We start from the raw sequence: 25,526 nt of genomic DNA, 5'->3' as shown, positions 1-25,526 counted from the left end.
ACGCATTCGCCGAAAACGGAATATCCGCTTGCGGGCAAGCTCAAGAAAAGCTCAGATCAATCATGTTGTTCCGGTGCCGGTCGGCGGGTTACCCGTGACATACTTCGTACGCGCTCCGCATCCCCCGTCGGAGCGACGGACCGACGCCGGGCAGCTCCCCCCGTGGCTGCTCGGCGTCGCCTTTGTCAGCCCTCGGAGCCCCCGCTCGCGGACCGTCCGCCCACCGCGCGCGGCGCGTGCCGCGAAGCCTCGGCTAGGGTCGGCAGGGTGATCTCGAACGCCCCCGGCTCCGGTCCCGTCTCCCCCGTCTGCTCGGCCAAGGCCTGCCGTGCGGACGCCGTGTGGGTGCTCGCCTGGAACAACCCGAAGCTGCACACGCCCGAGCGCCGCAAGACCTGGCTGGCGTGCGAGGAGCACCGCGAGCACCTGTCGTCGTTCCTCGGGGTGCGCGGGTTCCTGAAGGACGTCGTGCCCCTCGACGAGTGGGAGGCCTCCCGGCCCGCGGAGCGCGGGGAGGAATAGCCGCTGCCGTCAGCCGCCGATCGCCGACATCGGGCGGTCGGGCTGTATGAACGACGGGTCGTCCAGGCCCGCCCCCGCCTTCTTGCCCCACATCGCGGCGCGCCAGACGCGGGCGATCTCCTCGTCGGGGGCGCCCGAGCGCAGCGCGGCGCGCAGATCGGTCTCCTCGGTCGCGAAGAGACAGGTGCGCACCTGTCCGTCGGCGGTGAGGCGGGTGCGGTCGCAGGCCGAGCAGAACGGGCGGGTGACCGAGGCGATCACGCCGACGCGCTGCGGGCCGCCGTCGACGATCCAGCGCTCGGCGGGTGCGGAACCCCGCTCGCCGGCGCCTTCCTCGGTGAGCTCGAAGCGGGTGCGCAGCGAGGCCAGGATGTCCCCGGCGGTGACCATGCCGTCGCGCTTCCAGCCGTGCTGGGCGTCCAGGGGCATCTGCTCGATGAAGCGGAGTTCGTAGTCGTGCTCCACGGCCCAGGCCAGCAGGTCCGGGGCTTCGTCGGCGTTCAGGCCCGGCATGAGGACCGAGTTGACCTTGACGGGGGTCAGGCCGGCGCCACGGGCGGCTTCGAGGCCCTCGATGACGTCTTTGTGGCGGTCACGGCGGGTGAGGGTCTTGAAGACGTCGGGGCGCAGGGTGTCCAGCGAGACGTTCACCCGGTCCAGGCCCGCGGCTTTCAGGGCGGCCGCGGTGCGCTTGAGGCCGATGCCGTTGGTCGTGAGGGACATCTGGGGGCGGGGAGCGAGGGCCGCGACCCGCTCGACGATGCCGACGAGGCCGGGGCGCAGCAGGGGCTCGCCTCCGGTGAAACGGACCTCTTCGATGCCGAGGCCGGTGACCGCGATCTCTATCAGGCGGACGATCTCGTCGTCGGTGAGCAGGTCGGGCTTGGCGAGCCACTGCAGGCCCTCTTCGGGCATGCAGTACGTGCAGCGGAGGTTGCACCGGTCCGTCAGCGAGACACGCAGGTCGGTGGCCACCCGGCCGTAGGTGTCGATGAGCACGTGGGCCCCCTCCCTCGACGCCGAACACATTTCCCGGACACCTGTGAGCCTACGTGACGGGACTGACGACGACAGTGGCCCGATCCCACGAGACGCGGCGCGGGCCCGTCGTAGGGACCTACCAGTGGTGATCCACCGGTGGCCCACGGCGGGCCCGCGCGATGCCGGTGTCCGGGCGGTGGCTAGTGCGCTCCGGTGCCGGTGAGGGAGCGGACCTCCAGCTCGGCGTACTTGCCGGCGTCCGGCTCCTCCTTGGACAGGGTGGTCCCGAGCCAGCCCAGCAGGAAGCCGACCGGGATGGAGATGAGGCCCGGGTTCTCCAGCGGGAACCAGTGGAAGTCGACGTCCGGGAACATCGAGGTGGGCTTGCCCGAGACGACCGGGGAGAACAGCACCAGGCCGACCGCGGTGACCAGGCCGCCGTAGATCGACCAGAGCGCGCCCGACGTGGTGAACCTCTTCCAGAAGAGGCTGTAGAGGATCGTCGGCAGGTTGGCGGAGGCCGCGACCGCGAAGGCGAGGGCGACCAGGCCGGCGACGTTGAGGTCGCGGGCGAGGGCGCCGAGCAGGATGGACACGGCGCCGATGCCGACCGTCGCGTACCGGGCGGCCTTCATCTCCTCCTTCTCCGACGCCTGCCCCTTCTTGATCACGTTCGCGTAGATGTCGTGCGCGAAGGAGGAGGACGAGGCGAGCGTCAGTCCCGCGACGACCGCGAGGATCGTGGCGAAGGCGACGGCGGAGATGGTGGCGAGCAGGATCGCGCCCCAGCTGGAGTCCACGCCGCCGAGGTGCAGGGCGAGCAGGGGTGCCGCCGTGTTGCCCGCCTTGTTGGAGGCGATGATCTCGTCCGGCTTGATCAGCGCGGCGGCGCCGAAACCGAGGGCGAGGGTCATCAGGTAGAAGGCGCCGATGAGGCCGATCGCCCAGTTGACCGACTTCCGCGCGGTCTTGGCGGTGGGCACGGTGTAGAAACGGATCAGGATGTGCGGCAGGCCCGCGGTGCCGAGGACCAGCGCCATGCCCAGCGAGATGAAGTCCAGCTTCGTGGTGGAGGTGGCGCCGTACTTGAGCCCCGGTTCCAGGAAGGGTGTGCCCTTGCCGCTGTTCTCGGCGGCGCTGCCGAGCAGGTCGGAGATGTTGAAGTGGAACTTCAGCAGGACCAGGAAGGTGAGCAGGAGGGCGCCTGCGATGAGCAGGACCGCCTTGACCATCTGCACCCAGGTGGTGCCCTTCATGCCGCCGATGGTGACGTACACGATCATCAGGACGCCGACGAGCGCGACGATGCCGATCTTGCCGCCGTCGCTGGTGATGCCGAGGAGCAGGGAGACGAGGACGCCCGCGCCCGCCATCTGGGCCAGCAGGTAGAAGATCGACACGACGATGGTGGAGGTGCCGGCGGCGGTGCGGACCGGGCGCTGGCGCATGCGGTAGGCGAGGACGTCGCCCATCGTGTAGCGGCCGGAGTTGCGCAGGGGTTCGGCGACCAGGAGCAGGGCGACGAGCCAGGCGACCAGGAAGCCGATGGAGTAGAGGAAGCCGTCGTAGCCGAAGAGGGCGATCGCGCCGGCGATGCCGAGGAAGGACGCGGCGGACATGTAGTCGCCGGAGACGGCGAGTCCGTTCTGGAAACCGGTGAACTGGCGTCCGCCCGCGTAGAAGTCGGCGGCGTCCTTGGTCTGGCGGCCGGCCCAGACGGTGATGACGAGGGTCGCGGCGACGAACACCGCGAACAGGGTGATGATCAGCGGGCGGTGCTCGCTCGCCTCGCCCGCGGCCAGCACGGTCGTGTGCGCGGTGGTCTGTACGGGGCTCATGCGCCGCCCTCCATCCGGGACTTGATGGCGTCGGCCTTGGGGTCCAGTTGAGCGGCCGCGTGCCGGGAGTACCACCAGGCGATCAGGAACGTGGTGAGGAACTGGGCGAGTCCGAGCACCAGGGCGACGTTGACGTTGCCGAACAGCTTGGTGCCCATGAAGTCGCCCGCGTAGTTCGAGAGCAGCACGTACAGCAGGTACCAGAGGATGAATCCGACGGTCAGCGGGAAGGCGAAGGAGCGGTGGGAGCTGCGGAGTTCACCGAATTCGGCGCTCTCCTGCATCTCGACGAACTGTTCTGTGGACGGGAGCTGGGCTCCGGCCCGCGCGGGTGGTGGTGCGTCGGTGGCCACGGTGTCTCCTCGCGTTGCGGGTGCGGTTACGACGGTGGGCGGGGGCAGGTCGGGGCCCTCGGACGGGGACCGTTCGGGCAGGGACATGGGACTTCGACCTCACATCGGCATGCGTCACGTGACGGACCGCTGTCGGACTCGTCCTTTCCGTGATCGGAGCGGGGGGCTCGATCGTCCACGGGCTCCCTGCCCAAGGTCACGGCGCCACGCGTGGACCGGTTCAACTCGCCCCGCTTCTTTCCGAAGTCGTCGCCGCAAGTCATTGCTGGCCCGGTCGGCGGGGGGATAGCTTCGGCCTGCACTGTTCCGTCATGTACCTGCCCGAGCACCATCCGTGTTCGGGCAGCTCCGTTCTCCGGATGATGTGGAGATCCCATGGCTCATCTGCGTTCCCGACACCGTCTCGCACTCGCCGTGCCGGTCGTCCTGTCGCTCACCGCCTCGCTCGGCTTCCTGCCGGGCGTCGCGACGGCCACACCTCTCACCACGCCCGCCGTGACGACCGCGGACGGCCCGAACCTCTCGTACGTGGTCAACACGACGACGGACCACCGCACGATCGCGTCGGTGAAGAAGGCGATCGCGGCGGCCGGCGGCAGTGTCGTGATCGCGTACGAGCAGATCGGCGTGATCGTCGTCCACTCCGCGAACCCGGACTTCGGCACGCAGATCCGGACCGTGCGCGGAGTGCAGTCGGCCGGTGCCACCCGCACCTCGCCGCTGAAGGCCGCGGGCACGACGGACGAGGGCGCGGCGCAGGTGCTGTCCGCCGCCGAGGCCGCCAAGGTCACGAAGAGCGCCGACGCGGGCCAGGAGCCCCTCGAGGCCGACCAGTGGGACCTGCGCGCGATAGGCGCCGACAAGGCCGCCGCGATCAACCCGGGCAGCAAGAAGGTGACCGTCGCGGTGATCGACGTCGGCGTCGACGACACGCACCCCGACATCGCGCCGAACTTCTCCGCCTCGCAGTCCGCGAACTGCGTGGGCGGCAAGCCGGACACGACGTACGGTTCCTGGCGCCCGGCGGACGCCGACCACTATCACGGCACGCATGTCGCGGGAGAGATCGCGGCGGCCCGCAACGGCGTGGGCGTCGCGGGTGTCGCGCCGGGCGTGAAGGTCTCCGGCATCACCGTCGCCGAGCCCGACTCCACCCAGCTGTTCTTCCCGGAGAGCGTCGTGTGCGCCTTCGTGTTCGCCGCCGACCACGGCGTCGAGATCACCAACAACAGCTACTACGTGGACCCGTGGCTGTACAACTGCCTCGACGACCCCGACCAGAAGGCCATCGTCGACGCCGTCAACCGCGCCCAGCTGTACGCGCAGAGGAAGGGCACGCTGAACGTCGCCGCGGCGGGCAACTCCAACGACGACCTCGACTCGGACGCGCTCACCGACGCGTCCAGCCCCGACGACTCGACCGCCACGACACGCACGGTCGACCCGCACAAGTGCTTCGACATCCCGACCCAGTTGCCCGGTGTCGTCACCGTCGCCTCGACCGGCTTCAAGGGCGCCAAGTCGTACTTCTCCAGCTACGGCGACGGCGTCATCGACGTCGCGGCACCCGGCGGCGACCGCTACCAGATCCCGGACACGCCGTCGCAGAACGGCCGCATCCTGTCCACGATGCCGAACAACCAGTACGCCTACCTCCAGGGCACCTCGATGGCGACTCCGCACGTCGCCGGCGTGGCCGCGCTCCTGAAGTCCAAGTACCCCTGGGCCACGCCCGCTCAGCTCCAGCTCCTCCTCAAGGTCCAGGCGGACAACCCGGGTTGCCCGGCCGAGCCGTACGACGGGAACGGCGACGGCGTCGTCGACGCGACCTGCGTGGGCGGCAAGCACGTGAACGGCTTCTACGGAGCCGGGATCGTCAACGCCCTGCGGGCCGTCAAGTAGCGCCCGCCGAAACCCTTCGTGGCCCCGGCGCCGCCCTGTGCGGCGGCCGGGGCCACGCCGTCGGGGCCGCCTCCCGTGTTGATCGCGTCCACACCGCATAGTGCCGGTATGACGCATGCACCGATGGCCGCTGTGTGGGAAGAGCTGGGCGGAGATCCGGCACTGCTCCCCGGGGTTTCGACCGTGGTGCGGGCGGGGGCGCTGGAAGCCGCCCTGCCCGTACGTGAGTTGGCGCGCGCCTGCGTGGGCGCCTGCGCGCTGGCGGCCGCCGAGCTGGGGGCCCGGCGGGCCGGGCTCGCGCGGGTGCCGCGGGTGAGCGTGGACGACGGCGCCGTCGCCACGGCCTTCGTCAGCGAGCGGCATCTGCGGATCGACGGGCGCGTTCCCGTGAACTTCGCCCCGCTGTCCCGGTTCTGGCGGACGGCGGACGGCTGGGTGCGGACGCACGCGAACTATCCGCATCACCGGGCCAGGCTGCTGGACGCGCTGGGCGCGCCGGACGACGCGAGCGCCGAGGACGTGGCCGCGCTGCTCGCCGAGCGGTCCGCGCGGGAGATCGAGGAGAGCGTGTACGACGCCGGCGGGCTCGCCGTCGCGCTGCGCACGCCCAAGGAGTGGGCGGCGCACGATCAGGGCCTCGCCCTGGCCCGGCGGCCGCTGATCGAGCGAGGCGGGACGGCCGGACGGGACGACGGGACGGCCGCACGGCAGCGTGTCCTCGCCCCGCTGTCCGGCGGCGGCCCGCTGCTGCCCGCCGCCGGGGTGCGCGTCCTGGATCTGACCCGGGTCATCGCGGGCCCGGTCGCCACCCGCACGCTGGCCCTGCTGGGCGCCGACGTGCTGCGGGTGGACGCGCCGCGGCTGCCCGAGGACCCGGACGCGCACGCGGACACGGGCTTCGGAAAGCGCTCGACGCTGCTGGACCTGGCGGCCGACCGCCGCGCCCTCGATGAGCTGCTGGCGTCGGCGGACGTGGTCGTCACCGGGTACCGGCCCGGCGCGCTGGACCGCTTCGGCCTCTCCCCCGAGGCGCTGGCCGAGCGCGACCCGGGCCTGGTGGTGGCTCAGGTGTCGGCGTGGGGGGCGTACGGGCCCTGGGGCGGCCGGCGGGGATTCGACAGCCTGGTGCAGGTGGCCACCGGGATCGCGGTGACCGAGGGGTCGCCGGAGCGGCCGGGCGCGCTGCCTGCGCAGGCCCTCGACCACGGCACCGGGTATCTGCTGGCGGCGGCCGTCCTGCGCGCGCTGACCGAGCGGGCGGAGCGGGGCCACGGGTGCGTCGTACGACTGGCGCTGGCGCGCACGGCGATGTGGCTGACGGACGGGATCGGGCGGGAGGAGGGGCCCGGCGCGCCGGCGGACCTCTCGGTGGCGGAACCGTACGACCGTCCCGACGCCTGGCTGTCGGAGCGGGCCGGCCCCGTCGGCCTCCTCGGACACGCCCTGCCCCCGGTCTCCTTCGCGGGCGGGCCCACCGACTGGTCACGTCCCCCGGGCCGCTGGGGGACGGACCCGGCCCGCTGGACCTGAGGGACCGCGGCGCCGGGCGGAGCATCCGCCCGGCGCACGTTCCCGTGCGGGTCAGGCCGTGACGAGAACCTTCAGGGCGGTCCGTTCGTCCATCGCCTTGTAGCCCTCGGGCACGCGGTCCAGGCCGACGGTCATGTCGAAGACCGGCGAGGGGTCGACGGTGCCGTCGAGGACGTCGGGCAGCAGTTCGGGGATGTACGCGCGCACCGGGGCGACCCCGCCGCGCAGGGCGATGTTCCGGTCGAACATGACGCCCAGGTCGAGGCCCGTACCGCTGCCGTGGGGCACTCCGACGAAGCCGATGGCGCCGCCGTCGCGGGTGATGTTCACCGCCGTGCTCATGGACTGCTCGGTGCCGACCGCCTCGACGACGCACATCGCGCCCTGGCCCCGGGTCAGCTCGCGGACGGCCGCGACGGCCGCTTCGCCGCGCTCGGCGACGACGTCCGTGGCGCCGAAGCGGCGCGCGATGTCGGTACGGACCTGGTGACGGCCGAGCGCGATGATCCGCTCCGCGCCGAGCCGCTTGGCGGCGAGGACGGCGCACAGTCCGACGGCCCCGTCACCCACGACGGCGACGGTCGAGCCCTTGCGGACACCGGCGCCGAGGGCCGCGTGGTGACCGGTGCCGAGGACGTCGGAGAGCGTCAGCAGCGCGGTCAGCAGGTGGTCGTCGGAGGCCGCTTCCTTGGGGAGCTGTACGAGGGTGCCGTCGGCGAAGGGGACGCGCACGGCCTCGCCCTGGCCGCCGTCGTAGCCGACGGAACCCCAGAAGCCGCCGTGCACGCACGAGGTGGTGAGTCCGTCCCGGCAGTAGTCGCACACGCCGTCGGACCACATGAACGGGGCGACGACGAGGTCGCCGCGCCGGACGCCGGTGACCTCGGAGCCCGTCTCCTCGACGACGCCGAGGAACTCGTGCCCGATCCGCTGGCCCGGCTGCCGGGCCGCCTCGCCGCGGTACGCCCACAGGTCGCTGCCGCAGATGCAGGAACGCAGCACCCGCACGATCGCGTCGGTGGGCAGCTGCACCATGGGCTCCGGCACCTCCTCCACACGCATGTCGTACGGGGCGTGGATGGTGGTGGCGCGCATGGCGAGGATCCTTCTCGTTGCGGAGCGTGGGTGAGATGCGCTCAGGGGGTGGTTGAGCGCATCTCACCGTACGCCGCCACGCGCGCGGGACGCGCGGCGAGGGGGCCCAGCACGCCTCGGACCAGCAGGAACTGGGCCGCGATGTACGTGAGCATGATCCAGAAGGCCGCCTTCGGAAGCTGCGGCCAGTCGGCGACACCGGTGGCGATCAGGGTGTCCGAGAGCATGAAGAGGGCGCCGCCGAGCGCCGCGGGCGGCCCGAGGCGCGTGGCCCCGTACGCCATCGCGGTCAGCAGCAGGCTGTACCCGGCGACGGGGACGCGCAGGCCGGCCGGCAGACCGGGCCACAGCAGGACGACGAGGGCGACGAGAACGGTGGCGTACGCGCCGACGAGCCGCAGGTCCCGCACGCGTGCCGTCCGGCGGAAGAGCACGAGGTAGCACACGTGCCCCGCCGCGAAGGAGGCCATGCCGGCCAGGAAGGCGGGGTCGGCGTCGGACATGAGCGCCAGGTCGCCGCACCAGCCGAGGAGCAGGGCCGCGAGGAGCAGCCGGGGCGCGCCGCGCACACCGGCGTACGCGGCGAGCAGCGGCATCAGGAGCGGCTTGGCGATCCGGTGCCCGGGGTCGAATCCGGCGAGCAGCGAGAGGAGGTCGACGGCCGCCGCCAGCGCGAAGCAGACGAGCAGGACGCGTGCGGTACGGGGGCTCACGCGACGGGTTCCGCAGCCGGGGCCTGGACGGGGGCCTGGGCCGGGGCGGTGGCCGGCGGCGCGGGCTGCCAGCCGGGGCCGCCGAGGAGCCGTCCGGCGCGCTCGCGCCAGTTCGCCGCCGCCCGCACGTCGCGGGCGATGGCGGTGTACTCGTGGGTGGCCACGCGCAGCGGGTTGTACGTGGAGATGTTCTTGGTGAGCCCGTAGACGGGCCGTTCGGTCTCCGCGACGAACGATCCGAAGAGCCGGTCCCAGACGATGAGGATGCCGCCGAAGTTGCGGTCCAGGTAGCCGCCCTGGGAGGCGTGGTGGACGCGGTGGTGGGAGGGCGTGTTGAGGGCGAACTCGAACCAGCGGGGCATCTTGTCGATGCGCTCGGTGTGGATCCAGAACTGGTAGACCAGACTCACCGACGAGCAGAACGCGAGCGCGGCCGGGTGCACCCCGAGCGCGATCATCGGGAGGTAGAAGGGCCACGACGTCCAGCCCGTCCAGGGCTGGCGCAGGGCGGTGGTGAGGTTGAACTTCCGGCTGGAGTGGTGCACGACGTGGCAGGCCCACAGGAGGCGGATCACGTGGTGGCCGCGGTGGGACCAGTAGTAGAAGAAGTCCTGCGCGAGCAGCATCAGCGGGATCGTCCACCACAGGACGGGCACCCGCAGCGGCGTCAGCGCGTAGACCGCGCTGTAGACGGCGACGATCGGGAACTTCCACAGGAAGTCGAAGAAGAGACTGCCGAGTCCCATGCCGAGGCTCGTCGCGGCGTCCTTCGTCTCGTACCCCGCGGCGTCCTCGTCCGGATGGATCCGGACGCTGATCATCTCGATCACGGCGAGGAGGACGAAGGCGGGTATCGACCAGAGCACGACATCGGGCAGGTTCGGCATGGGTGAACCGTAGATGCGCTGGTCGGCCGCGTACAGAGGCTGTTACCAACAAGTATTACCGGCGGTACGCGCTTACTTCTCGGCCATCTCCGCCAAGAGCCACGGGTTCACCACACGCGCACCGAGCCTCCTCTCGCGAACACCGGGCTCGTCGCGTCGGCGGGCGGGGTGTCCAGCGGTTCGGCGATCTCGGCCACCGTGGGACCGGCCTTGGCGGCGATCTCGTCGAGGTACGCCAGGTCGAAGCCGTAGACGCGGGCCGCGTTGCCGCCGACCATGGCGGCGATCTCGGTGCGCGGCAGGCCCGCGTAGGCGATGCGCAGGCCCTCGCGGGTGTAGGGATGGGTGCCTTCGTCGTGCGGGTAGTCGCTGCCCCACATGATCTTGTCGAGGCCGATGCGGTCGCGCAGCGGCACCTCGTGGGGGCGCATGAAGCTGGCGCCGACGAAGCAGTTCTCGCGCCAGACCTCGGAGGGGCGCTCGCCCATCGTCGCGGCCAGCCCCGCGCCGAACTTCGACTCGGCCGTCGACGCCCTGCCCGCCGCCGCGACCAGCCGCCCGTGGTAGTAGTCCAGCATGTCGAGCACTCCGGGGATCCAGCCCGATCCCTGCTCGGTCAGCACCAGTCTCAGGCCGGGGTGCCGGCGGAACGCGCCGCCGAACACCAGGTGCCACAGCGCCCGGTGCGAGAACCAGGTCGTCTCCACCATGAAGACCGCGCGGGCCGCCGGTTCGTCCCCGAGCGGCGGCGAGGCGGAGCCCGCGTGGTGGTTCACCGGGACACCCAGCTCGGCGCAGGCGGCCCAGATCGGGTCGTACGCCACCGAGTACAGCTCCGGCAGACCCGAACCCGGGGGTGTACCGGGCAGCAGCAGCCCGCCCCTCAGGCCCGCGCCCGCCGAGCGGTGGATCTCCTCGACCGCCGCGTCGACGTCGTTCAGGAGGATCTGGAAGACGCCCGCGCGCCGGCCGGGCGCCGCCGCGCAGAAGTCGGCGAGCCAGCGGTTGTGGGCCCGCAGCCCCGCCCAGCGCCGCTCGAACTCCGTCGCCGTCGGGGCCGGTGCCATGAGGGAGGCCGACGGGAAGAACGGCGGGATGGTGTTCGGGAAGACCACCTCCGCGACGATGCCGTCCTCCTCCAGCTCCGCGAGGCGCCGCCCGGAGTTCCAGTTCCGGTCGGCGGTGTCGGCGAGCAGGTCCTCGTACGGGTTGACGTAGTCGGCCGCCCAGGCGTCGAAGTCGTCGTGGTACCGGCGCTCCAGGTACGGCTTGTAGTCGAGGAGGTCGGCGCCCGCGTGGCAGTCGGCGGAGATGACCGTGTAGCGCTCCTCGGCACCGGCGCGGTCTCCGGCGCTCGCGCGGTCCACGGCGGTCACTCGCTCCCCGGCGCTCACGGGCTCACTCCCAGTACGGGGAAGTCGTGGTCCGTCAGCCAGTGGCGGCCCACCTCGCGCGAGCGCGCCCAGGACGCCTCGACCGCCGACTGGTCCTCGTCCTGGCCCAGTTCGGCCGGGGTCGGGCCGATCCGCCGGGCGATCGGGGCCAGTCCGGCGGTGTCGAAGCCGAACACCTCGGCCGCCGAGAGGCCGAGCATGCGGCGGGTCTCCGCCACGGGGATGTCGTGGAAGGTCCTGGCCAGCCACGCCCGGGTGTCGGGCCAGGTGCCCTCGGGGTGCGGGAAGTCGCTGCCCCACAGGATGTTGTCGACGCCGATCTCGTAGCGCTGGGCGAGTTCGCGGCGCTTGGTGTTGGTGGCGCAGACGAAGACCTGCCGGTCCAGGTACTCGTGCGGGGGCCGCTTCAGCTCCGCGAAGGGCGACAGCTTCTTGCCGCCGTGCGCGCCGAGGTAGAGACGGTCCATGAACCACAGCAGGTTGGGCAGCCACCAGCAGCCCGACTCGGCGACGCCGAACCGGAGCCCGGGGTGCCGCTCGAAGGCTCCCGACCAGAGCAGGAACCACAGGGGGCGGGCGGGCCACCAGGTCACCTCGGAGACGTAGATCCCCAGGTGGTCGCCGTACTCGTGGCGCGGCGCCGCGCCGGAGTGGGTGAGCACGGGCATCGCGCACTCGGCGGCCGCCGCCCACACGGGGTCGTAACGGCGGTCGTGGTAGGGCTCCTTGTCGACCCACATGGAGGGGATCATCAGGGCGCCGAGGCCCGACTCCTTGGCGCGGTACACCTCGGCGACGACTTCGCCCGTCTCCCCGGTGACCGGCAGCAGGGCGACCCCGCAGTGCCGTTCGGGGTGTTCGGAGACGAAGTCGGCGAGCCAGCGGTTGTGCGCCTGCGCGCCCGCCATGCCGAGTTCGGGGTCCTGGTCCCCGGAGAGGCCGAGGCCCACGCCGAAGGGGGCCGCGGTGCGGCTGTCCACGGCGTCCGCGTCGGGGAAGACGACCTCGGCCGCCACCCCGTCGCCGTCCAGTTCCTTCAGGCGCTGGGCGGTGTCCCAACCGCCGCGCAGGCCTTCCTCGTTGTCCTGGAACCACTTGTCGGCGAACGCCTCGTTGCGGATGCCGAGGCGGTTCATCTCCTCACGGCGCCGGCCCTGGCCCGCGAGGAACTCGTCGAAGTCCCGGTGGAACCGGGAGTCCAGATAGGGCCGGTACTCCTCGGTGGGGAGTCCGGCGTGGCAGTCGGAGGAGATGATCAGATACGGGTCCTGCTCGGTCACCGCGCCCCCTCAGTCGAGGATGAAACTTTCCAGGTACGACGGATTCGCCCGGTCGAGCATCGACCGCGACCGCGCCCGGATCTGCCGGTCGCTGTGCTCGCTCTCGGGCAGCAGCCAGAAGCGGCTCTCGCGGATCCCCTCCGCGACGAGGTCGGCGACCTCCTCGACAGGGGTGAACCGCACCTCGTGGCCCGCCTCGTTCATCGCGGCCTCCCACTGGGCGAGGCTGCGGTACGGGGTCCTGCGGGGCCGCTCCTTCGCGTACCGCGCGGGCCGGTTGCGGTGCGACTCCCACAGACCCGTACGGAGCATGTGCGGCCCGGGGAACAGCACGGAGGCGCCCACGCGCGCGTGCTCCGCCCTCAGATGCGCGTACAGCGACTCGGTCATCGTCACCACGGCCGCCTTGGTGACGGCGTACACGGAGGCGGTGGGCAGCGGGGCGATCCCGCCGTCGCCGGACGAGGTGTTGACGACGTGGCCGGGCTCGCCCCCGGCGAGCATCCGGGGCACGAACGCCTGGACGCCGTGGAAGACGCCCCACACGTTGACGGCGAAGGCCCACTTCCAGTCGTTCGGGTCGTGCTCCCACATCCGGCCCTCGGCGCCGGAGCCGACACCGGCGTTGTTGCACAGCACGTGCACCGCGCCGAACGTGGCGTACACGTCCTCGGCGAGCTCGAGGACCTCGGAGCGCTCCGCGACGTCCACCACCCGCGCCCGGACGTCGGCGCCGTCCTCGCGCAGCTCCCCGGCGGCCTTCTCCAGCGCGCCCTCCTCGACGTCGGCGAGGACCACCTTCAGTCCGTCCGCCGCGAACCGCCGGGCCATGGCGAGCCCGATGCCGCTCGCCGCGCCGGTGACCACGGCGACCTGCCCCGCGCGCAGTTCCATCAGACGCTCCCCTCGGGCGGCCCGTCGAGGATCTGCCGCGGATCGTCGTAGCGCTGGTGGATGTACGGCAACAGGGCCCGCGCGCTGACGCGTTCGGCGACCCTGCCCCTCTGGTCGGTGGTCTTCTCGCCGATGGTGATCTCCAGCAGCCTGCGTACGGGCAGATCGGCGACCGGGTCGTACATCGACTCGCGCAGGACGACGTCCCCGGTGACGCGCTCCAGCCTGCGGACCTTCTCGTTGCGCACGCAGTGCACGAGGACCGGGTCGGCGTCGAAGCCCGAACCGTCCACCGCGGGAAGGAACTTGAAGTAGAAGTCGGTCTTCTGGGAGGGCTCGGGCAGCGGCAGGGCCCCGCTGACCGCGCCGCGCACCTCGACGAAGGCGATGCCGTGCCGGGCGAGCACGCCGCGCACGACGAGACCGTCGCGCTCCACCGTCACCTCGCCGAGCTTCTTGGGCTCCCCGAAGACCTCACGGCCACCGGTCAGGGCCCGCTCGTGGGTCATCGGCATGACGAGCGGATACCAGCCCTCGACGTCGTCGTGCGCGGCCGCCACGGCGAACGAGCCCGCGCCCAGCGGATATCCGGGCAGATCGACCTTGCTGACGCCGACCCGCACCAGGGGCCTCGCGGTGGGCTTCAGCGGCGGGGGCAGGACCGCCGCGACCGCGTCCGGGTCGCTCTCCCAGACGGCCACCACACCGGTGGACCAGATGTCGGGGAGCTTGGAGCTCGCGGCGCGCGAGGCGGCGATCTCCGCCTCGGTCCGTGCGCCGTACCTCACTCGTGCCATGTCCGTACCGCCCTTCGTAGGCGCTACCTGCTGGGGCGCGCAGCACGCTTGCACCGCACGGACGAAAGGTCCATAGCCATGCGCGGACCGGCCGCGCGGGTACCGGACCCGACCGGACCGACCGGCTTCACGAGCCCCAGGAACATTCGGTGGCCCCGCGGACCGCCGGGCCGCTGGACCGGGGGTGCGCCCCGACGGCTCCGCCGCGCGCCGCGCTCGCCGTCCCCGAGAGGCATGCGCCGCTCGCCCTGGTGCACGGGGGTGTCGCCCCACCCGAGGTGAGCGGATCCGTGTGCCGGCTGCCGCCCGGCCCGGTCGACGGCCGCGGTCCGGCCGCCCTGACGGCGGGGGACCTGGTGGCCGCGCCGGGCCGAGCGCGTCAACGCCGGGCCCGCGGGGGCGCCGGTTCCGGGAAGACGGGACGGGACTGTCAGTCACGGCCCGTATCCTCATTGACCATGCTCGAAGACCTCACGACCGCAGCGTCCCCTGCCTCCTGGCCGGCCGCGTATCCGCAGGGATACGCGGTCGTCGACGTGGAAACCACAGGACTGGCCCGCGACGACCGGATAATCTCCGCCGCCGTCTACCGGCTGGACGCGCGCGGCGAGGTCGAGGACCACTGGTACACGATGGTCAATCCGGAGCGGGACCCGGGCCCGGTGTGGATCCACGGCCTGACGAGCGAGATGCTCGAAGGCGCGCCGCTCTTCAGGGACGTCGCCGAGGAGTTCGCCGCCCGGCTCGACGGCCGTGTGCTGGTCGCGCACAACGCGGTCTTCGACTGGTCGATGATCGCGCGGGAGTACGCGCGCGCGGACCGTGAGGCGCCGGTGCGCCAGCGCCTGTGCACCATCGCGCTCTCCAAGGAACTGGGCCTGCCGCTGCCCAACCACAAGCTGGAGTCGCTGGCCGCGCACTTCGGTGTCGTCCAGCAGCGGGCGCACCACGCGCTGGACGACGCGCGCGTGCTGGCCGAGGCGTTCCGGCCGAGCCTGCGGGCCGCCGCGCACGGCGGGGTACGGCTGCCGCTCCTCGAATGCCTGCCGCTCAAGGAGTGGTCCGACAGTGCCGCGACTCCGCGGACCGGACGGCAGTCCGGGGGCTACGCGTCCGGCGGTTACCCGTCGGGGAGCTGGCGCCCCTCCCGCAAGCGCCCCGCGTGCCCCCATCCGAACCCCGGACGCTACACGGCGGACAAACCGCTCAAGCAGGGCATGCGGATCGCGTTCTCCGGGGACACGTCCGTCGATCGCGAGCTGCTGGAGGACCGGGCCGTCGAGGCCGGACTGCATGTCGCGACGAGCCTGTCCCGGCTCACCAGCCTGCTGGTGACCAACGACCCGGACTCCGGCACCTCGAAAGTGGTCAAAGCGAGACAGTTCGGGACGCCGGTGGTCGACGAGGCCGCGTTCGGGCAGCTCCTGCGTGACGTCGAACCCGCGTCGGAAGGGTGACGGGCGTACGGGTGATTGACGGGCGACTCGCCCCGCGCCCGCTCGCCCGCGCCGCCCCGGCACCCCACCCTGTGGCGCATGGCGAGATGCGAAGTATGCGGCAATGACTACGGAATGACCTTCGAAGTGCACGCCCAGGGCGCTGTACCGCCCTTTGACTCAGTTGGCTACTCGCCCTAGGGTGCGCACCATCGGGAGATCTCTCCCTGCCAGCACACCAAGCAGGAGGGAGCCCCCGTGGAGGCCAAGCCAGTAGGTGGCTACAGCCGCATCTCCGATGTGGACCTAGCCGAGATCCGCCGGGCAGTGAAGAGCGGGGTGCTCAGCCCCGAGGAAGCGGCCGAGGAGGAGCGGAAGGGGGTCATCCGCCAACGTGAGGATATCTCCACCCTTGCCGGGAGTGCCCCGATCAAGTGGTACGAGGACAACAACCTCAGCGCCTTCAAGCGCAACGTAGTGCGCCCCGACTTTGAGAAGATGATCAAGGATCTGAAGGCAGGCCGGATCTCCGGCATCCTCGCCTACGACATCGACCGCGTGTATCGACAACCGCGCGACCTCGAACGAGTCATCGACATCTACCAGCAGTCAAAAGAGCCGCTCGTCTTCAAGACGCTGTCTGGGCAGAACTTCGACCTCACCACCTCGGACGGCCGCTTCTCCGCCCGCCTGTTCGTGAACATCGCCAACAAGTCTTCCGAGGACACGAAGCGCCGAGTCATACGCGCGAACATGGCCAAGGCCAAGAATGGCAAGACGCACGCCACAGGGCCCGTGTTCGGTTGGCTGGACGACGACACGAGCGTGATCAACCCTGAGACGGCGCCGATCCGCAGGAAAGCCGTAGAGAAGTACATCTCTGGGGACCGTGTCGCCACAGTCATGAAATGGCTTGCGGAAGACATGCAAGTGGTCAATCCCGCCACGGGCAAGCACTTCACTTGGGGCGGAACTAAGGCCATGATCCTTGCTCCCCGCAACTGGGGAATCCGCACCTACAACGAAGAGCTCATATACGACGATGACAACGAGATCGTTATGGGTGACTGGCAGCCTCTGTTCCCGACCCTTGACACTTGGCATCGACTGCAAGGCATCAAGGGCAGGGATGCCCGCTCCGTCGCTGGTGAGTCGAACGTCACCTACCTGCTGACTGCCATCGCAAGGTGCGGCCGGTGCGGCGCAGGCCTCAAGGGGCACCCCAAATGGGTAAAAGGCCAGAGGACAGCGGGATACAACTACAACTGCAACAAGCAGCGACCCGAACACTGCGGCGCGCTCTCCATCGACGGCCCCAAGCTGGAAGAGCTGATCCGGGACTACGTACACGCCCGCGTACTCAAGTCCAGCAAGGCAAAGAGCGTGCCCGAGGCTTCCGAGCCCTGGCAGGGCGAAGCACAGCTAGCGGACCTGAACGAGCAGCTAGCAGAGCTGCAAGCCCTGTGGGACGCCAAAGAGGTGCGTGCGGCCTCGTACGTCAAGACGCTTGACGATCTGAACGCACGAAGGAACGAACTCCTTGCAGACCGCGCCTTCCACACTGTGCCGGCGGGCGAGCGAGCCATCACGGAAGAGCTGCTGTCCAACGGTTGGAAGGGCCTGTCAATCGAGCGACAGCGGATCATCATCCGGATGGTGACTCCGGCCGTTGTCATCCACCCTGCCAAGAGCCGAGGTGGACGCTTCGACGCTGGACGCGTTGAGCCCGTTAGGTGAGGCGCACACGCAGAGAAGGCCCCTCCCGATCAGGAGGGGCCTTCTTGTTTCTAGCATTTCTCAAGCGGAGCTAGGGGCGCTGCCCACCCTGTCGATGATTCCAGCCTTCCCCTCGGCACGAGAGCAGTGCGCCCCGCAGTACCAATGTCCATCCACTTCTACACCCTGCCCAATGATCTGCACTCGACAGTGTTCACAGATCGGGGCCATGCGATGAATCGCGCAGGCGAACGAGTCGAATACGTGGCGTGCACCGTCCTTGGTCAGCACGGTGAACGCGAGAGCGTAGTCGTTTCCACATACTTCACAACGGGCCATACGCCGCATCGTCGGGCGCGGGCCAGCGTCTCGCAAGCTGACAGCACTTTCCCGACCGGGGCTGTACCTGGTCGGCGTAGCGGGTCACTTCAGCTCCATCAATTCCAAGATCTCGTCTGTCTCATCCTCGGTCAGAGGCGGAGCCTCGCTTACCCACTTCTCCAACCACTCTTCCTTCGTCAAGGCTTCCTCCCCCCAGTGGTCAGCGCCTGTGCCGTTCCGCTGGCTGCATGGACCAGCGCCGCCCCATGGCCTGTATGCGTTGCTCGACGTTGGCGAACGCAGTCAGGTGGGGGCAGTCGGGTGTACGGCAGGCTGCGTGCTCAGCGCGAATACGGTTCAGCGCTGCATCATCAGTGCCCGTGGTCATGTCCAGCAGGGCCGTGTGTGCCATGTCGTCGGCAAGCTCGCTCCCAAAGTCCCTGCGCTCCTGTGCAGGCTCCGGTGCATCTTCCTGCGCAACACGCTGGGCCATTGCTCGACGTCGCTCCTGGCTCACGCTGGCCAACTTTCCAGGGCGTAGCCGGCGGCACTCAGCGAGCCGGGAGTCAGTAGCAGCGTCTCGGAAATCCGGCGAACCTCGGTGAGCTGAGCGGCGTTCACATTTGTCCCCAGCGACTCAAGCTCGACCAGCAGGGCGACCATTCCGCGCGAGCCGTCATCCCACAGATTGGCACTCGGCCCGCGCCACAATTCGAGCCAGCGGCGTAGCTGATCATCGGTCCAGGATTCCGCGCGGGCAGGCGGTTGGGGCACGGGCAGACTGCACTCAGAGGGGAGGACGGTACGCTGTTGACCGGGGCGCGAGCGGCCACGGCGCAGGTTCTCGGAATCGGCCACGGTGAGTGACCTCCATTCGATTGCGTTGTGTTACGGAAAACGGGTTTTTGAACACGGCGCGAATTTTCGCCCGAGCGCACCAGACAGCGCCCTCCCCCGCGATCAGACCCCCCAGGGGGGTAAAGGTCCCATCCCCACCCCCACCTACCCGATTCGGACATCAAGGACTGTTCACTTGGTGTTACTGCCTTCGGCCGGCGCATGCGCATGCCTGTCATGGCTGCTGTGCACGTCGATGGGCGTGACCAGGCCAGCGGCTTAGCCACTGCTCAGCGCACTCGCCACGGGGGCCCTGAGGTAGCGCTCAGGACCCCCAACCGACTTGCCCCTACTTGCCGTTCAGCGTGTGCCGGGTATAGCTCGCCGCAGCCACACGGGCCCTACGCAGCTCCACCAGGGCCATGGACGTACGCCCGGCGGCGCTTCGCTTGGGGTCTCCACTCTCGGCCGCAGCCTTGACCACCTCCGCGCGAACGCTGGTCATGATCGCGTCCCGCAGCTCGCTCTCGACGCCGTTACCATCGAGCCAGTCACGCAGGTACGAGGAGTCGGCGACCAGGGCCCCTACGGCGTCACCGCGCTGCGCAATGCTCTTGAGCGTGTTCGCGAGCCCGCGAGGGTTGTCGAGAAAGCGCTGCGTGAGTAGGGCCAGATCAGCGCGAGCGGGCATGGCAGCATCCGGCGAGATGCGCGGGCGGGCAGCGTCGTACAGGTCAGCCTCGGCCACGGTCAGCCGCAGATCTGCACTGGAGAAAGCCTCAGCCACCTTCTCGGAAGCCTCGCGGATAGCTGCGCTGGCCATCTCCGAGCGACCCTCAGGGTAGATGGACCGGTCGGCCCGGATTCCCTCCGCCTTGGCGCGAGCATTGGCAGAAACGCCGATGGAGGACGTGATAGCGCTCGCCGCTTCACTGATGAGCCGGCGAACATCCTGCGGGACATCCGCGGAAAGGCCAGCGGCCGAATGGTAAGCGGCCTCATAGCGGCGGGCATCGTCCGCGAGCGAGGCAACGGCAACCTTCGCCGCATCGGGCGCAGGCGTACGGACAGTGAACGTGAGCGGGTCAGCCTCGGTACCGGTACCGGTGAACTGCGTGGTGTTCTCAGTCATGGTGTATCTCCTTCACGATGGTTTTGAGCATTTCGGACATGGCCCGGTAGTGCGCGCGATCACCAGCGTCACGGCGAAGGCGGCATTCGGCACCAGGCCGGTGCATGAAGTGGCTGCGCTTGTTACCGCTGACCCTCAGCGAGACAGGGCCGCTGCACTCCACGCAGGTGTAACCGGCGCGATCAGTCGCCGCATCCGCAGCAATTGACCCCTCGTTAGACAGAGCGAACAGCATTGGACCCCTGACGCTGGGCATGACGCACGTTTATTGCGCTGGCGAGATCTGCCTGCGCCTGCGTCAGTGAGGCAACGCTCCGAACCAGGTGCGTCAGGTGAATGACTGCCTCCATGTCGAGACCGTCGGTATCGGCCTCAATGGACTTAGCGAGTGCAGTTACAACTCCCTCCAGACTGACCCGGGTTCGGGCACTATTGGGAATCTGCGGGTGCCTCTGCGGCATGTCGGCAGGTGTCATGGCGTGGTCCTTATCGAGTGATGTGCTGGTTGCGAGGATGGGCGCAACACATCGCAACGCAAAGTGCGGTTGCATCTGAACTTCCCTATGCCACCTGGGTGGGAATTCAGAAGTTACTGATCTATCCGCACTATGTGTTGCTTGTGTTGTTTTCCCAGGTCAGAGGCAGTGCGTTTCCAGTGCGCATGGCAGTGCGGAAGTGCACTTCCCCCTCATCCGCTGTGACTCACGCGCCCCTGAACAGCTCTGGGGTGGCTGAGTCGTTACGGGAAGCACTCAGGCGGATCCCGTGGAAGCCACGCGCGCCGTTGGTGTTGAACGGCTGCATGCCCCTGCAACGCTCCTTGAGAGCAGCCGTCAGGGATCGTTGGGTGCGGAACGCGTCCATGCCCTCAGCCGTCGCCCACGTCTGGTAGGCGGACCACAGCTCAGCGCCCGTGATGCGCCCCTGGGGGTCCTCGGCGAGCACTCCGGGGAAGAACCCGGCGAGAGTGTCTGACTCGTCTCTGTACGCCTCCACAGCGGCGCTGACACTGGCCGGATCGGTGAGACCGTCCGCGTACCAGGTGACTGCGCCCCGGACCAACCAGGCGAGGATGCCGGGCAGTTCGGCGCTGAGTTTGTCGTCCAGGGCGAGATCCTTACGGGAGCCCTCGAATTTCTGCGTGAACGGGATGAGTTTCACCCTGCGCCATGTCCCGTGATCTTGCTCGCGGACGCTGGGTTTGTAGTTGGTGGCCAGCAGGATGAGCGCCTGAGGCTTGAACGCGTAGGGCTTCCGGTACTTGGGGTTGACCGTGATTTCCTCGCCGCCGGTCGCGTTCTTAATTGCGGCGCTGTCGAGTACGGCCGATCTGTTCGTCTCGCTGGCCAGTGCTAGCCGGGCGCCGACCAACATTTCTGCCTCAGGTCCACCGCGCGCCTTACCGGAAACCGTGAAGGTGTCGAACGGGACCGTTGCAGCGTGTTGCCCCATGATCTTGTGCATCGAGTTAAGGAAAACGCTTTTGCCGTTAGATCCGGAACCCCACAGCACAGCGAAACACTGCTCAGCGTTCGAGCCGGTGATGCCGTAGCCGAGCAGGCTTTGCAGATAGGTAGGCATGGTCGGGTCGTCGGCGAACACTTCGGCGAGGAACTGTTCCCAGCGTGGGCATGCCGCTTCAGGGTCGTAGGGCACGGTCACGGCGCGTGTGATCCGCTGGGCCGGCTCGCCCTCGAACAGCTCGCCCGTCCGCAGGTCGATGACCCCGTTGGGCGCCGCGAGTAGGTGTTCCTGGGAATCCCACGGTCCGCCGTAGCGCACCTCTGGCAGACCCTGGAGCATGGCAACGACGTTGTCCCGGCGCTGCTTTGAACCGAGGTACTGCGAACGGCGCTGATCTTTCTCTGCCTTGCGTAGCTCGCGGAGCATGGTTTGTACGCTCGCTATGACGCTGTCGCCCTCGCTGTCGTATGCCCAGTGATGTTCGCCGAACGTGGCCCATCCCAGCGAACGGCTGTAAGCGAGGTTCCCGCCGAAGCGGTTGTCCAGCGCGTGAACGGCCAGATCGTCGTCTGACATGGTGCCGAGGTTTTCGGCGCTGGACTCACCCTGTAGCGCTTGGATAGCGGCCAGTAGCTCGCTCACGTCCGTCACAGGGGCACACCGGCCTTTCGGAGCACCGTTGCGATGCCGTCAATCTCGTCTCTCAGGGTCTGCTTTACCTTCTTCTCGCGCGCCGTCCAGGGGCTCATGCGCTCCCACTCGGCCCGTAGTCGTCGGTGCTTGTTCCGCAGGACGTATAGCTGTCCGTAGACGCGCTCGCGGTCCCAGTCGATTCCTTCGGCCGGATCGCACAGCACGTAGCCGGGGGTGTCCTTGGCGTCCCGCGGATCGACCTTCCGGCGCCGTGGGCTCACGTAGTCCGTGCAGTGCGCTGCCCGGCTTCCCAGCGGTGCGCCGTGACTGTGTTCCATGAGGCAGTACGGGCAGGTGATCACGCGGGATTCGCCGGCCTTACGACCGTTGGGATAGAAGTCTTCAACCAGGTATGCCGCTACGCGCGGCTGGTGTGTGTCTAGGTCCATGCAGTCTTCCTCCTGGCGGGGAGTGGTCCTACCGTGCCGTGTACGACCGGATGGTCTGGATACTCAGGCCGGTTGCGCCTCGGATTTCCTCCTGAGTCATGCGCGCTTTTGCCGTGGGCATCATGCTGCGCAACTCACGGTCAACGGCGCCTAGTTCTTCGCGCAGGCGCTTACGTCGGGCACCAACGGCCCTTACCCGCTGTGGGATCTCATCCATGGGGGCTCACTTCCTATCGGTGATTGCGGCAGGTAAAAGGGCAAAGGAATGGCCCAGGTCGCGATGACCTGGGCCCTGCCCTTACCCCCCGCCAGGGGAAATCCGTGTGCCGCGCATCAGCGGCTGTACCTGTAGCCAGGGGGCTCCCGGTGGCCCGCTGAGAACGCTTGTCGCCTACTCGGTGATGTATCGGGTCACCGGTCTCAGCGCCGCTCGCTGCCCTCGTATGCAGCCTGAAGTTCGTCGGTCACCTGCCCGGTGTCCGGCCCCGGCGCTGCCCCGGCAAGGAATCTCTATGGAGTCGAGAGCCTTTGAAGGTTTCCGCAGCTCAACGGCGCTTTTGCTACACAGCGTGAACGTGATGGAGGCCACTCCATAGACGAACGTCGAAGCGACCTGGCCGCTCTGACGCTGTACGTAGGTGGCCGGCAACCTGCCCGGTGCGCCGTCCCTCGAAGTCATCGAGCGAGTCGAAGGCCCGGTACACGGACGCGAACCTCAAGCACGCCACACGGGCGGGTGTCTACGGGGGTCCGAGTATGGCCAGCCGGTATGCGGAATCGAACGCGCGTTTGGCGCAACCTTTCGGAAAGGCCACCGCTGTGCAGCAGGGAGACCATCGAGAGGGGCTGACGTGACCAGCGGCCCGTGAAGCTGAAGATCTAGCGCAGGTCACGGGCCGCGCCAGTCGGTTGCAGGACGTGTTGCCCGGCTTCCTTGTACCAGTCGAGGATCGACGCGCATGAAGGAGACAGCGGGGTGCCTGCAGAACGCGTGTGCTCGAAGATCCGGGCCGGTGCATGTACTCGCCGCGAAGCAGATGGAGATGTCCGCCGCAGTTCCGTGTGCCAGTGGTTGACGCCCGCGCATGAAGCAGACGGTGATGAACGAAGCCGCCCGAGCACAGCGGGCAGGTCGGGCTCGAGGCCACGGCCCAGGCTGCATGCCACGTTGTCCATCCCGGTGATGACCGTTGAACCAGACGATCCGGGAGGGTGTGAATGCGCTCGCCGCACAGCCCCATCCGCGCATGAAGGAGACAGCGGAAGTACTTGATGGTGACGATGTTGACCGCGCTCACCGACCAGAAGCCGGGGAACTCGACGCCGCGCCAGTTGGTCATGACGACGTCACGGCGCTCGATGCGCAGTCCCTTGCTGGCCATGCGACATGGTCTCGATGATCGAGGCCGCCGACGCCTACCCCTCGTTCAAGATCAAAACATCTGGCACACTCGCCCCTGTAAGGTCCCTGCACTTCCCAAGACGGTGCAGGGGCCTTACGTCGTTCCCTGGTCAGGCAGCGCCTACGTGGCGGTAGTACGTGGCTGAGGAGATCCCGAGAGACTCACAGATCATCGAGACGGTCACCCTCTCCCGGGTCCGGGAGAGATCCTCTCGCGCCTTCTCGATCATGCGCCTGTTCGCGGTGAGAGCCTTCCTGCGAGGGGCGCCCTCTTCGGCCTTCTCGGCTGCGTTCAGGTCCCTCTCCAGTTCGGTGACAGCCCTCTCAGCGTCAGAGGCCGCAGCCGCTGCACCATCCGTGAGCCGGGACAGTTCGACCGCCACCCGAGTGGAGTGAGAGAGCAGGTTGCCTGCCTCAGAGGCGACCAGGGCCGTTGTCAGGTAGTCAGCGAATCCGCGGGACTCCTCCAGCTCATCAGAGACGCTCTTGCCCTGAGAGGGACTCTCTGCCATGTGCACCAGGTGAGCGATCACCAGCGGCGGAACGCAGGAGACAGCCACCACCAGTTTCGCTGACGTCCCCATGTAGTCCTGCTCGATCAGGTGGGAGATCGATTGAGCAGACATGGCCAGAACCAGGGCGAAAGCTCCGCCGATGAGAGCTGTTCTCTCACCAGGGAGATGCATCTGCCGGCGGTACCAGGAGATCGCACCAGCAGCGAGGGCATACACGCTGAGACACACCGGCATGGCGGGTGCATAGCGCTCGGTCCACCCCGCAGTTCTCGCCAACGCCATCTCACCGGGGATCGAGAGGTACAGCGCTGCGACGACAGCCAGCGGGATAGCGACGTACAGGACGGCGGAGATATACCAGGGCACAGCTCTAGACATGGGTGTCCCTTCAAAGGGGTTGCGAGGGGTCAGCCGGCTAGCGGCAGGAACGGCAGATACCGCCGGGGTGGCCGAGAGGGAAGATCACTTCACACTCAGGGCACTTGGCCCTCTCAACGGCCCTGGTGGGCGCCCGGAAGGACTCAGGGGACGCCGCAGGCTCCGGCCGGTGATTGCGGAGGCGGTATGTCACCAGGGCCGCAGCGGAAGCCACCCCGCGCGCTGGGAGAGCGGCAGTCAGCACCTGAGTGAGTTGCTTCTCCTGGATGCCCTCTGCCAGCCACTCAGCGGCCAGAGGGGCCAGTCGTCGCGCTTCTCGCGACGTGAGCATGAGCCGGCGGTTGTGAATGATGAGCCTCTCCAAGAGCGTCACTGCTCGCTCTGTGAGCGGGTTCGTCTTCTGGAGAGTGGACTCATCCCCCTCCCCCTCAGATCCGGCGCGGCCTATCGGCTCCGCAGGCGAGGTAGGGAGGTCATTGCTACCAACGTCTTTTCCCTTGGGATGATCGCCGACAACCCGATCAGTCGGGACACCGACCGTCGGCATGTGGTCAGTCGGGGAGTCGCTGACAGAGGTGAGGGTGACCCAACGGCCGGTCTCAGGGTCCTGGACGCGAGCACGCTTGAGGTATCCCGCTGTCTCCAGCTCGGTCATGGCGTTCGAGACAGACCTGCGGCCGTTGGGAACCAACGCCGTGATGCGCTCGACCGTGGACCGGTTCGCGTCCGGAAGCGACAGCAGATAGGTAAGCAGTCCCCGAGCCTCAAGGGACAGACTGTGGTTCTGTGCGGCCCCGTTGGGGACCTGGACGTAGGCACGGGTGTGCCGGGTACGCTTGACGTGCACCTAGAGATAACCCCTCTAGTTGGGACCTCGGCTCGCACAGTGTTGGCGCACTGCGCATCTGGCCGGGGTCTCTTGCGTGTTGGGTAGGGTCGTGCTCAGTCGTTGTCGTCGTCGCCTGCGGTGGTGAGGGCGTCGTAGATGCCCTCTAGAACGTCGTCAGACAGCGTCGGGGCTTGTGACAGCCAGTGTTCGAGCCACTCACTACGTGTC

At 68.8% G+C, this 25,526-nt stretch carries 22 protein-coding genes; 6 read left to right on the top strand and 16 right to left on the bottom strand.

The genetic code is table 11. The annotated features are described in order from the left end of the window. Positions 1-267 precede the first annotated feature (267 nt). The gene (locus ACFYW9_RS25395; protein WP_351872553.1) at positions 268-522 is read left to right on the top strand and encodes a hypothetical protein; all 255 of its coding nucleotides are present in this window, start codon (positions 268-270) and stop codon (positions 520-522) included. Positions 523-531: 9 nt separating this feature from the next. Here ACFYW9_RS25395 and moaA read toward each other — a convergent pair whose 3' ends face one another. From moaA to ACFYW9_RS25380, 3 genes are all read right to left on the bottom strand, one after another. Next, on the bottom strand, positions 532-1,521 hold the full coding sequence (moaA, locus tag ACFYW9_RS25390; RefSeq protein ID WP_389154585.1) for a GTP 3',8-cyclase MoaA: 990 nt from the start codon (positions 1,519-1,521) through the stop codon (positions 532-534). 182 nt (positions 1,522-1,703) lie between these two features. After that, positions 1,704-3,341 carry a cation acetate symporter gene (locus ACFYW9_RS25385; protein ID WP_389154582.1) on the bottom strand — a complete coding sequence of 546 codons (1,638 nt, stop codon included), beginning with the start codon at positions 3,339-3,341 and terminating at the stop codon, positions 1,704-1,706. Then, on the bottom strand, positions 3,338-3,694 hold the full coding sequence (locus ACFYW9_RS25380; RefSeq protein WP_351872545.1) for a DUF485 domain-containing protein: 357 nt from the start codon (positions 3,692-3,694) through the stop codon (positions 3,338-3,340). The genes ACFYW9_RS25385 and ACFYW9_RS25380 overlap by 4 nt, the downstream gene beginning before the upstream one ends. A 375-nt stretch (positions 3,695-4,069) precedes the next feature. On the opposite strand from ACFYW9_RS25380, the gene ACFYW9_RS25375 reads away from it, so the two are divergent. Both ACFYW9_RS25375 and ACFYW9_RS25370 read left to right on the top strand, forming a co-directional pair. Further along, positions 4,070-5,596 (top strand): S8 family serine peptidase, encoded by a 1,527-nt coding sequence (locus tag ACFYW9_RS25375; protein ID WP_389154579.1) that lies wholly within the window; start codon positions 4,070-4,072, stop codon positions 5,594-5,596. A gap of 108 nt (positions 5,597-5,704) precedes the next feature. Continuing rightward, the gene (locus tag ACFYW9_RS25370) at positions 5,705-7,126 is read left to right on the top strand and encodes a CoA transferase (RefSeq protein ID WP_389154576.1); all 1,422 of its coding nucleotides are present in this window, start codon (positions 5,705-5,707) and stop codon (positions 7,124-7,126) included. A gap of 51 nt (positions 7,127-7,177) precedes the next feature. Here ACFYW9_RS25370 and ACFYW9_RS25365 read toward each other — a convergent pair whose 3' ends face one another. The 7 genes from ACFYW9_RS25365 to ACFYW9_RS25335 form a co-directional block, all read right to left on the bottom strand. After that, positions 7,178-8,221 (bottom strand): zinc-dependent alcohol dehydrogenase family protein, encoded by a 1,044-nt coding sequence (locus ACFYW9_RS25365; protein WP_329298906.1) that lies wholly within the window; start codon positions 8,219-8,221, stop codon positions 7,178-7,180. A gap of 41 nt (positions 8,222-8,262) precedes the next feature. After that, positions 8,263-8,934: a lysoplasmalogenase gene (locus ACFYW9_RS25360; protein WP_389154572.1), complete on the bottom strand. Its 672-nt coding sequence runs from the start codon at positions 8,932-8,934 to the stop codon at positions 8,263-8,265. Beyond that, positions 8,931-9,821 (bottom strand): sterol desaturase family protein, encoded by an 891-nt coding sequence (locus ACFYW9_RS25355; RefSeq protein ID WP_389154569.1) that lies wholly within the window; start codon positions 9,819-9,821, stop codon positions 8,931-8,933. Before ACFYW9_RS25355 ends, ACFYW9_RS25360 begins: the two co-directional genes overlap by 4 nt. Before the next feature lie 107 nt (positions 9,822-9,928). Continuing rightward, positions 9,929-11,188 carry an amidohydrolase family protein gene (locus tag ACFYW9_RS25350; protein WP_389154656.1) on the bottom strand — a complete coding sequence of 420 codons (1,260 nt, stop codon included), beginning with the start codon at positions 11,186-11,188 and terminating at the stop codon, positions 9,929-9,931. Positions 11,189-11,211: 23 nt separating this feature from the next. Next, positions 11,212-12,495, bottom strand: coding sequence for an amidohydrolase family protein (locus ACFYW9_RS25345; protein ID WP_389154566.1), 1,284 nt, complete (start codon positions 12,493-12,495; stop codon positions 11,212-11,214). Positions 12,496-12,504: 9 nt separating this feature from the next. Continuing rightward, entirely contained in the window at positions 12,505-13,389 is an 885-nt protein-coding gene (locus tag ACFYW9_RS25340) for an SDR family NAD(P)-dependent oxidoreductase (RefSeq protein ID WP_389154563.1), read from the bottom strand. Then, positions 13,389-14,186 carry an acetoacetate decarboxylase family protein gene (locus ACFYW9_RS25335; RefSeq protein ID WP_389154560.1) on the bottom strand — a complete coding sequence of 266 codons (798 nt, stop codon included), beginning with the start codon at positions 14,184-14,186 and terminating at the stop codon, positions 13,389-13,391. The genes ACFYW9_RS25340 and ACFYW9_RS25335 overlap by 1 nt, the downstream gene beginning before the upstream one ends. Positions 14,187-14,644: 458 nt before the next feature. On the opposite strand from ACFYW9_RS25335, the gene ACFYW9_RS25330 reads away from it, so the two are divergent. Continuing rightward, positions 14,645-15,643 carry a DEDDh family exonuclease gene (locus ACFYW9_RS25330; RefSeq protein WP_389154557.1) on the top strand — a complete coding sequence of 333 codons (999 nt, stop codon included), beginning with the start codon at positions 14,645-14,647 and terminating at the stop codon, positions 15,641-15,643. A 237-nt stretch (positions 15,644-15,880) separates the two neighbouring features. After that, positions 15,881-17,359 carry a recombinase family protein gene (locus tag ACFYW9_RS25325; protein ID WP_389154554.1) on the top strand — a complete coding sequence of 493 codons (1,479 nt, stop codon included), beginning with the start codon at positions 15,881-15,883 and terminating at the stop codon, positions 17,357-17,359. Positions 17,360-17,419: 60 nt separating this feature from the next. Here the strand turns inward: ACFYW9_RS25325 and ACFYW9_RS25320 are convergent, their stop codons facing one another. The 5 genes from ACFYW9_RS25320 to ACFYW9_RS25300 all read right to left on the bottom strand — a co-directional run bounded on the left by ACFYW9_RS25320 (position 17,420) and on the right by ACFYW9_RS25300 (position 22,174). Next, the gene (locus ACFYW9_RS25320) at positions 17,420-17,677 is read right to left on the bottom strand and encodes a hypothetical protein (protein ID WP_389154547.1); all 258 of its coding nucleotides are present in this window, start codon (positions 17,675-17,677) and stop codon (positions 17,420-17,422) included. Between the two features lie 495 nt (positions 17,678-18,172). After that, entirely contained in the window at positions 18,173-18,517 is a 345-nt protein-coding gene (locus tag ACFYW9_RS25315; RefSeq protein ID WP_389154544.1) for a hypothetical protein, read from the bottom strand. 328 nt (positions 18,518-18,845) lie between these two features. Beyond that, positions 18,846-19,628, bottom strand: coding sequence for a hypothetical protein (locus ACFYW9_RS25310; protein WP_389154541.1), 783 nt, complete (start codon positions 19,626-19,628; stop codon positions 18,846-18,848). Between the two features lie 702 nt (positions 19,629-20,330). Continuing rightward, complete coding sequence (locus tag ACFYW9_RS25305) at positions 20,331-21,734, bottom strand: phage/plasmid primase, P4 family (protein ID WP_389154538.1); 1,404 nt, start codon at positions 21,732-21,734, stop codon at positions 20,331-20,333. A 5-nt stretch (positions 21,735-21,739) separates the two neighbouring features. Further along, positions 21,740-22,174 (bottom strand): hypothetical protein, encoded by a 435-nt coding sequence (locus ACFYW9_RS25300; protein ID WP_389154534.1) that lies wholly within the window; start codon positions 22,172-22,174, stop codon positions 21,740-21,742. Between the two features lie 1,190 nt (positions 22,175-23,364). On the opposite strand from ACFYW9_RS25300, the gene ACFYW9_RS25295 reads away from it, so the two are divergent. Beyond that, positions 23,365-23,574: a hypothetical protein gene (locus tag ACFYW9_RS25295; RefSeq protein ID WP_389154660.1), complete on the top strand. Its 210-nt coding sequence runs from the start codon at positions 23,365-23,367 to the stop codon at positions 23,572-23,574. A gap of 112 nt (positions 23,575-23,686) precedes the next feature. Here ACFYW9_RS25295 and ACFYW9_RS25290 read toward each other — a convergent pair whose 3' ends face one another. Beyond that, positions 23,687-24,469 carry a hypothetical protein gene (locus ACFYW9_RS25290; protein WP_389154531.1) on the bottom strand — a complete coding sequence of 261 codons (783 nt, stop codon included), beginning with the start codon at positions 24,467-24,469 and terminating at the stop codon, positions 23,687-23,689. Positions 24,470-25,526: the final 1,057 nt, after the last annotated feature.

Origin of the sequence: Streptomyces sp. NPDC002698 (genome assembly GCF_042888945.1) — a bacterium.
In the GTDB taxonomy this organism is placed as follows: domain Bacteria; phylum Actinomycetota; class Actinomycetes; order Streptomycetales; family Streptomycetaceae; genus Streptomyces.
This window is presented reverse-complemented; position numbering and strand designations above follow the sequence as displayed.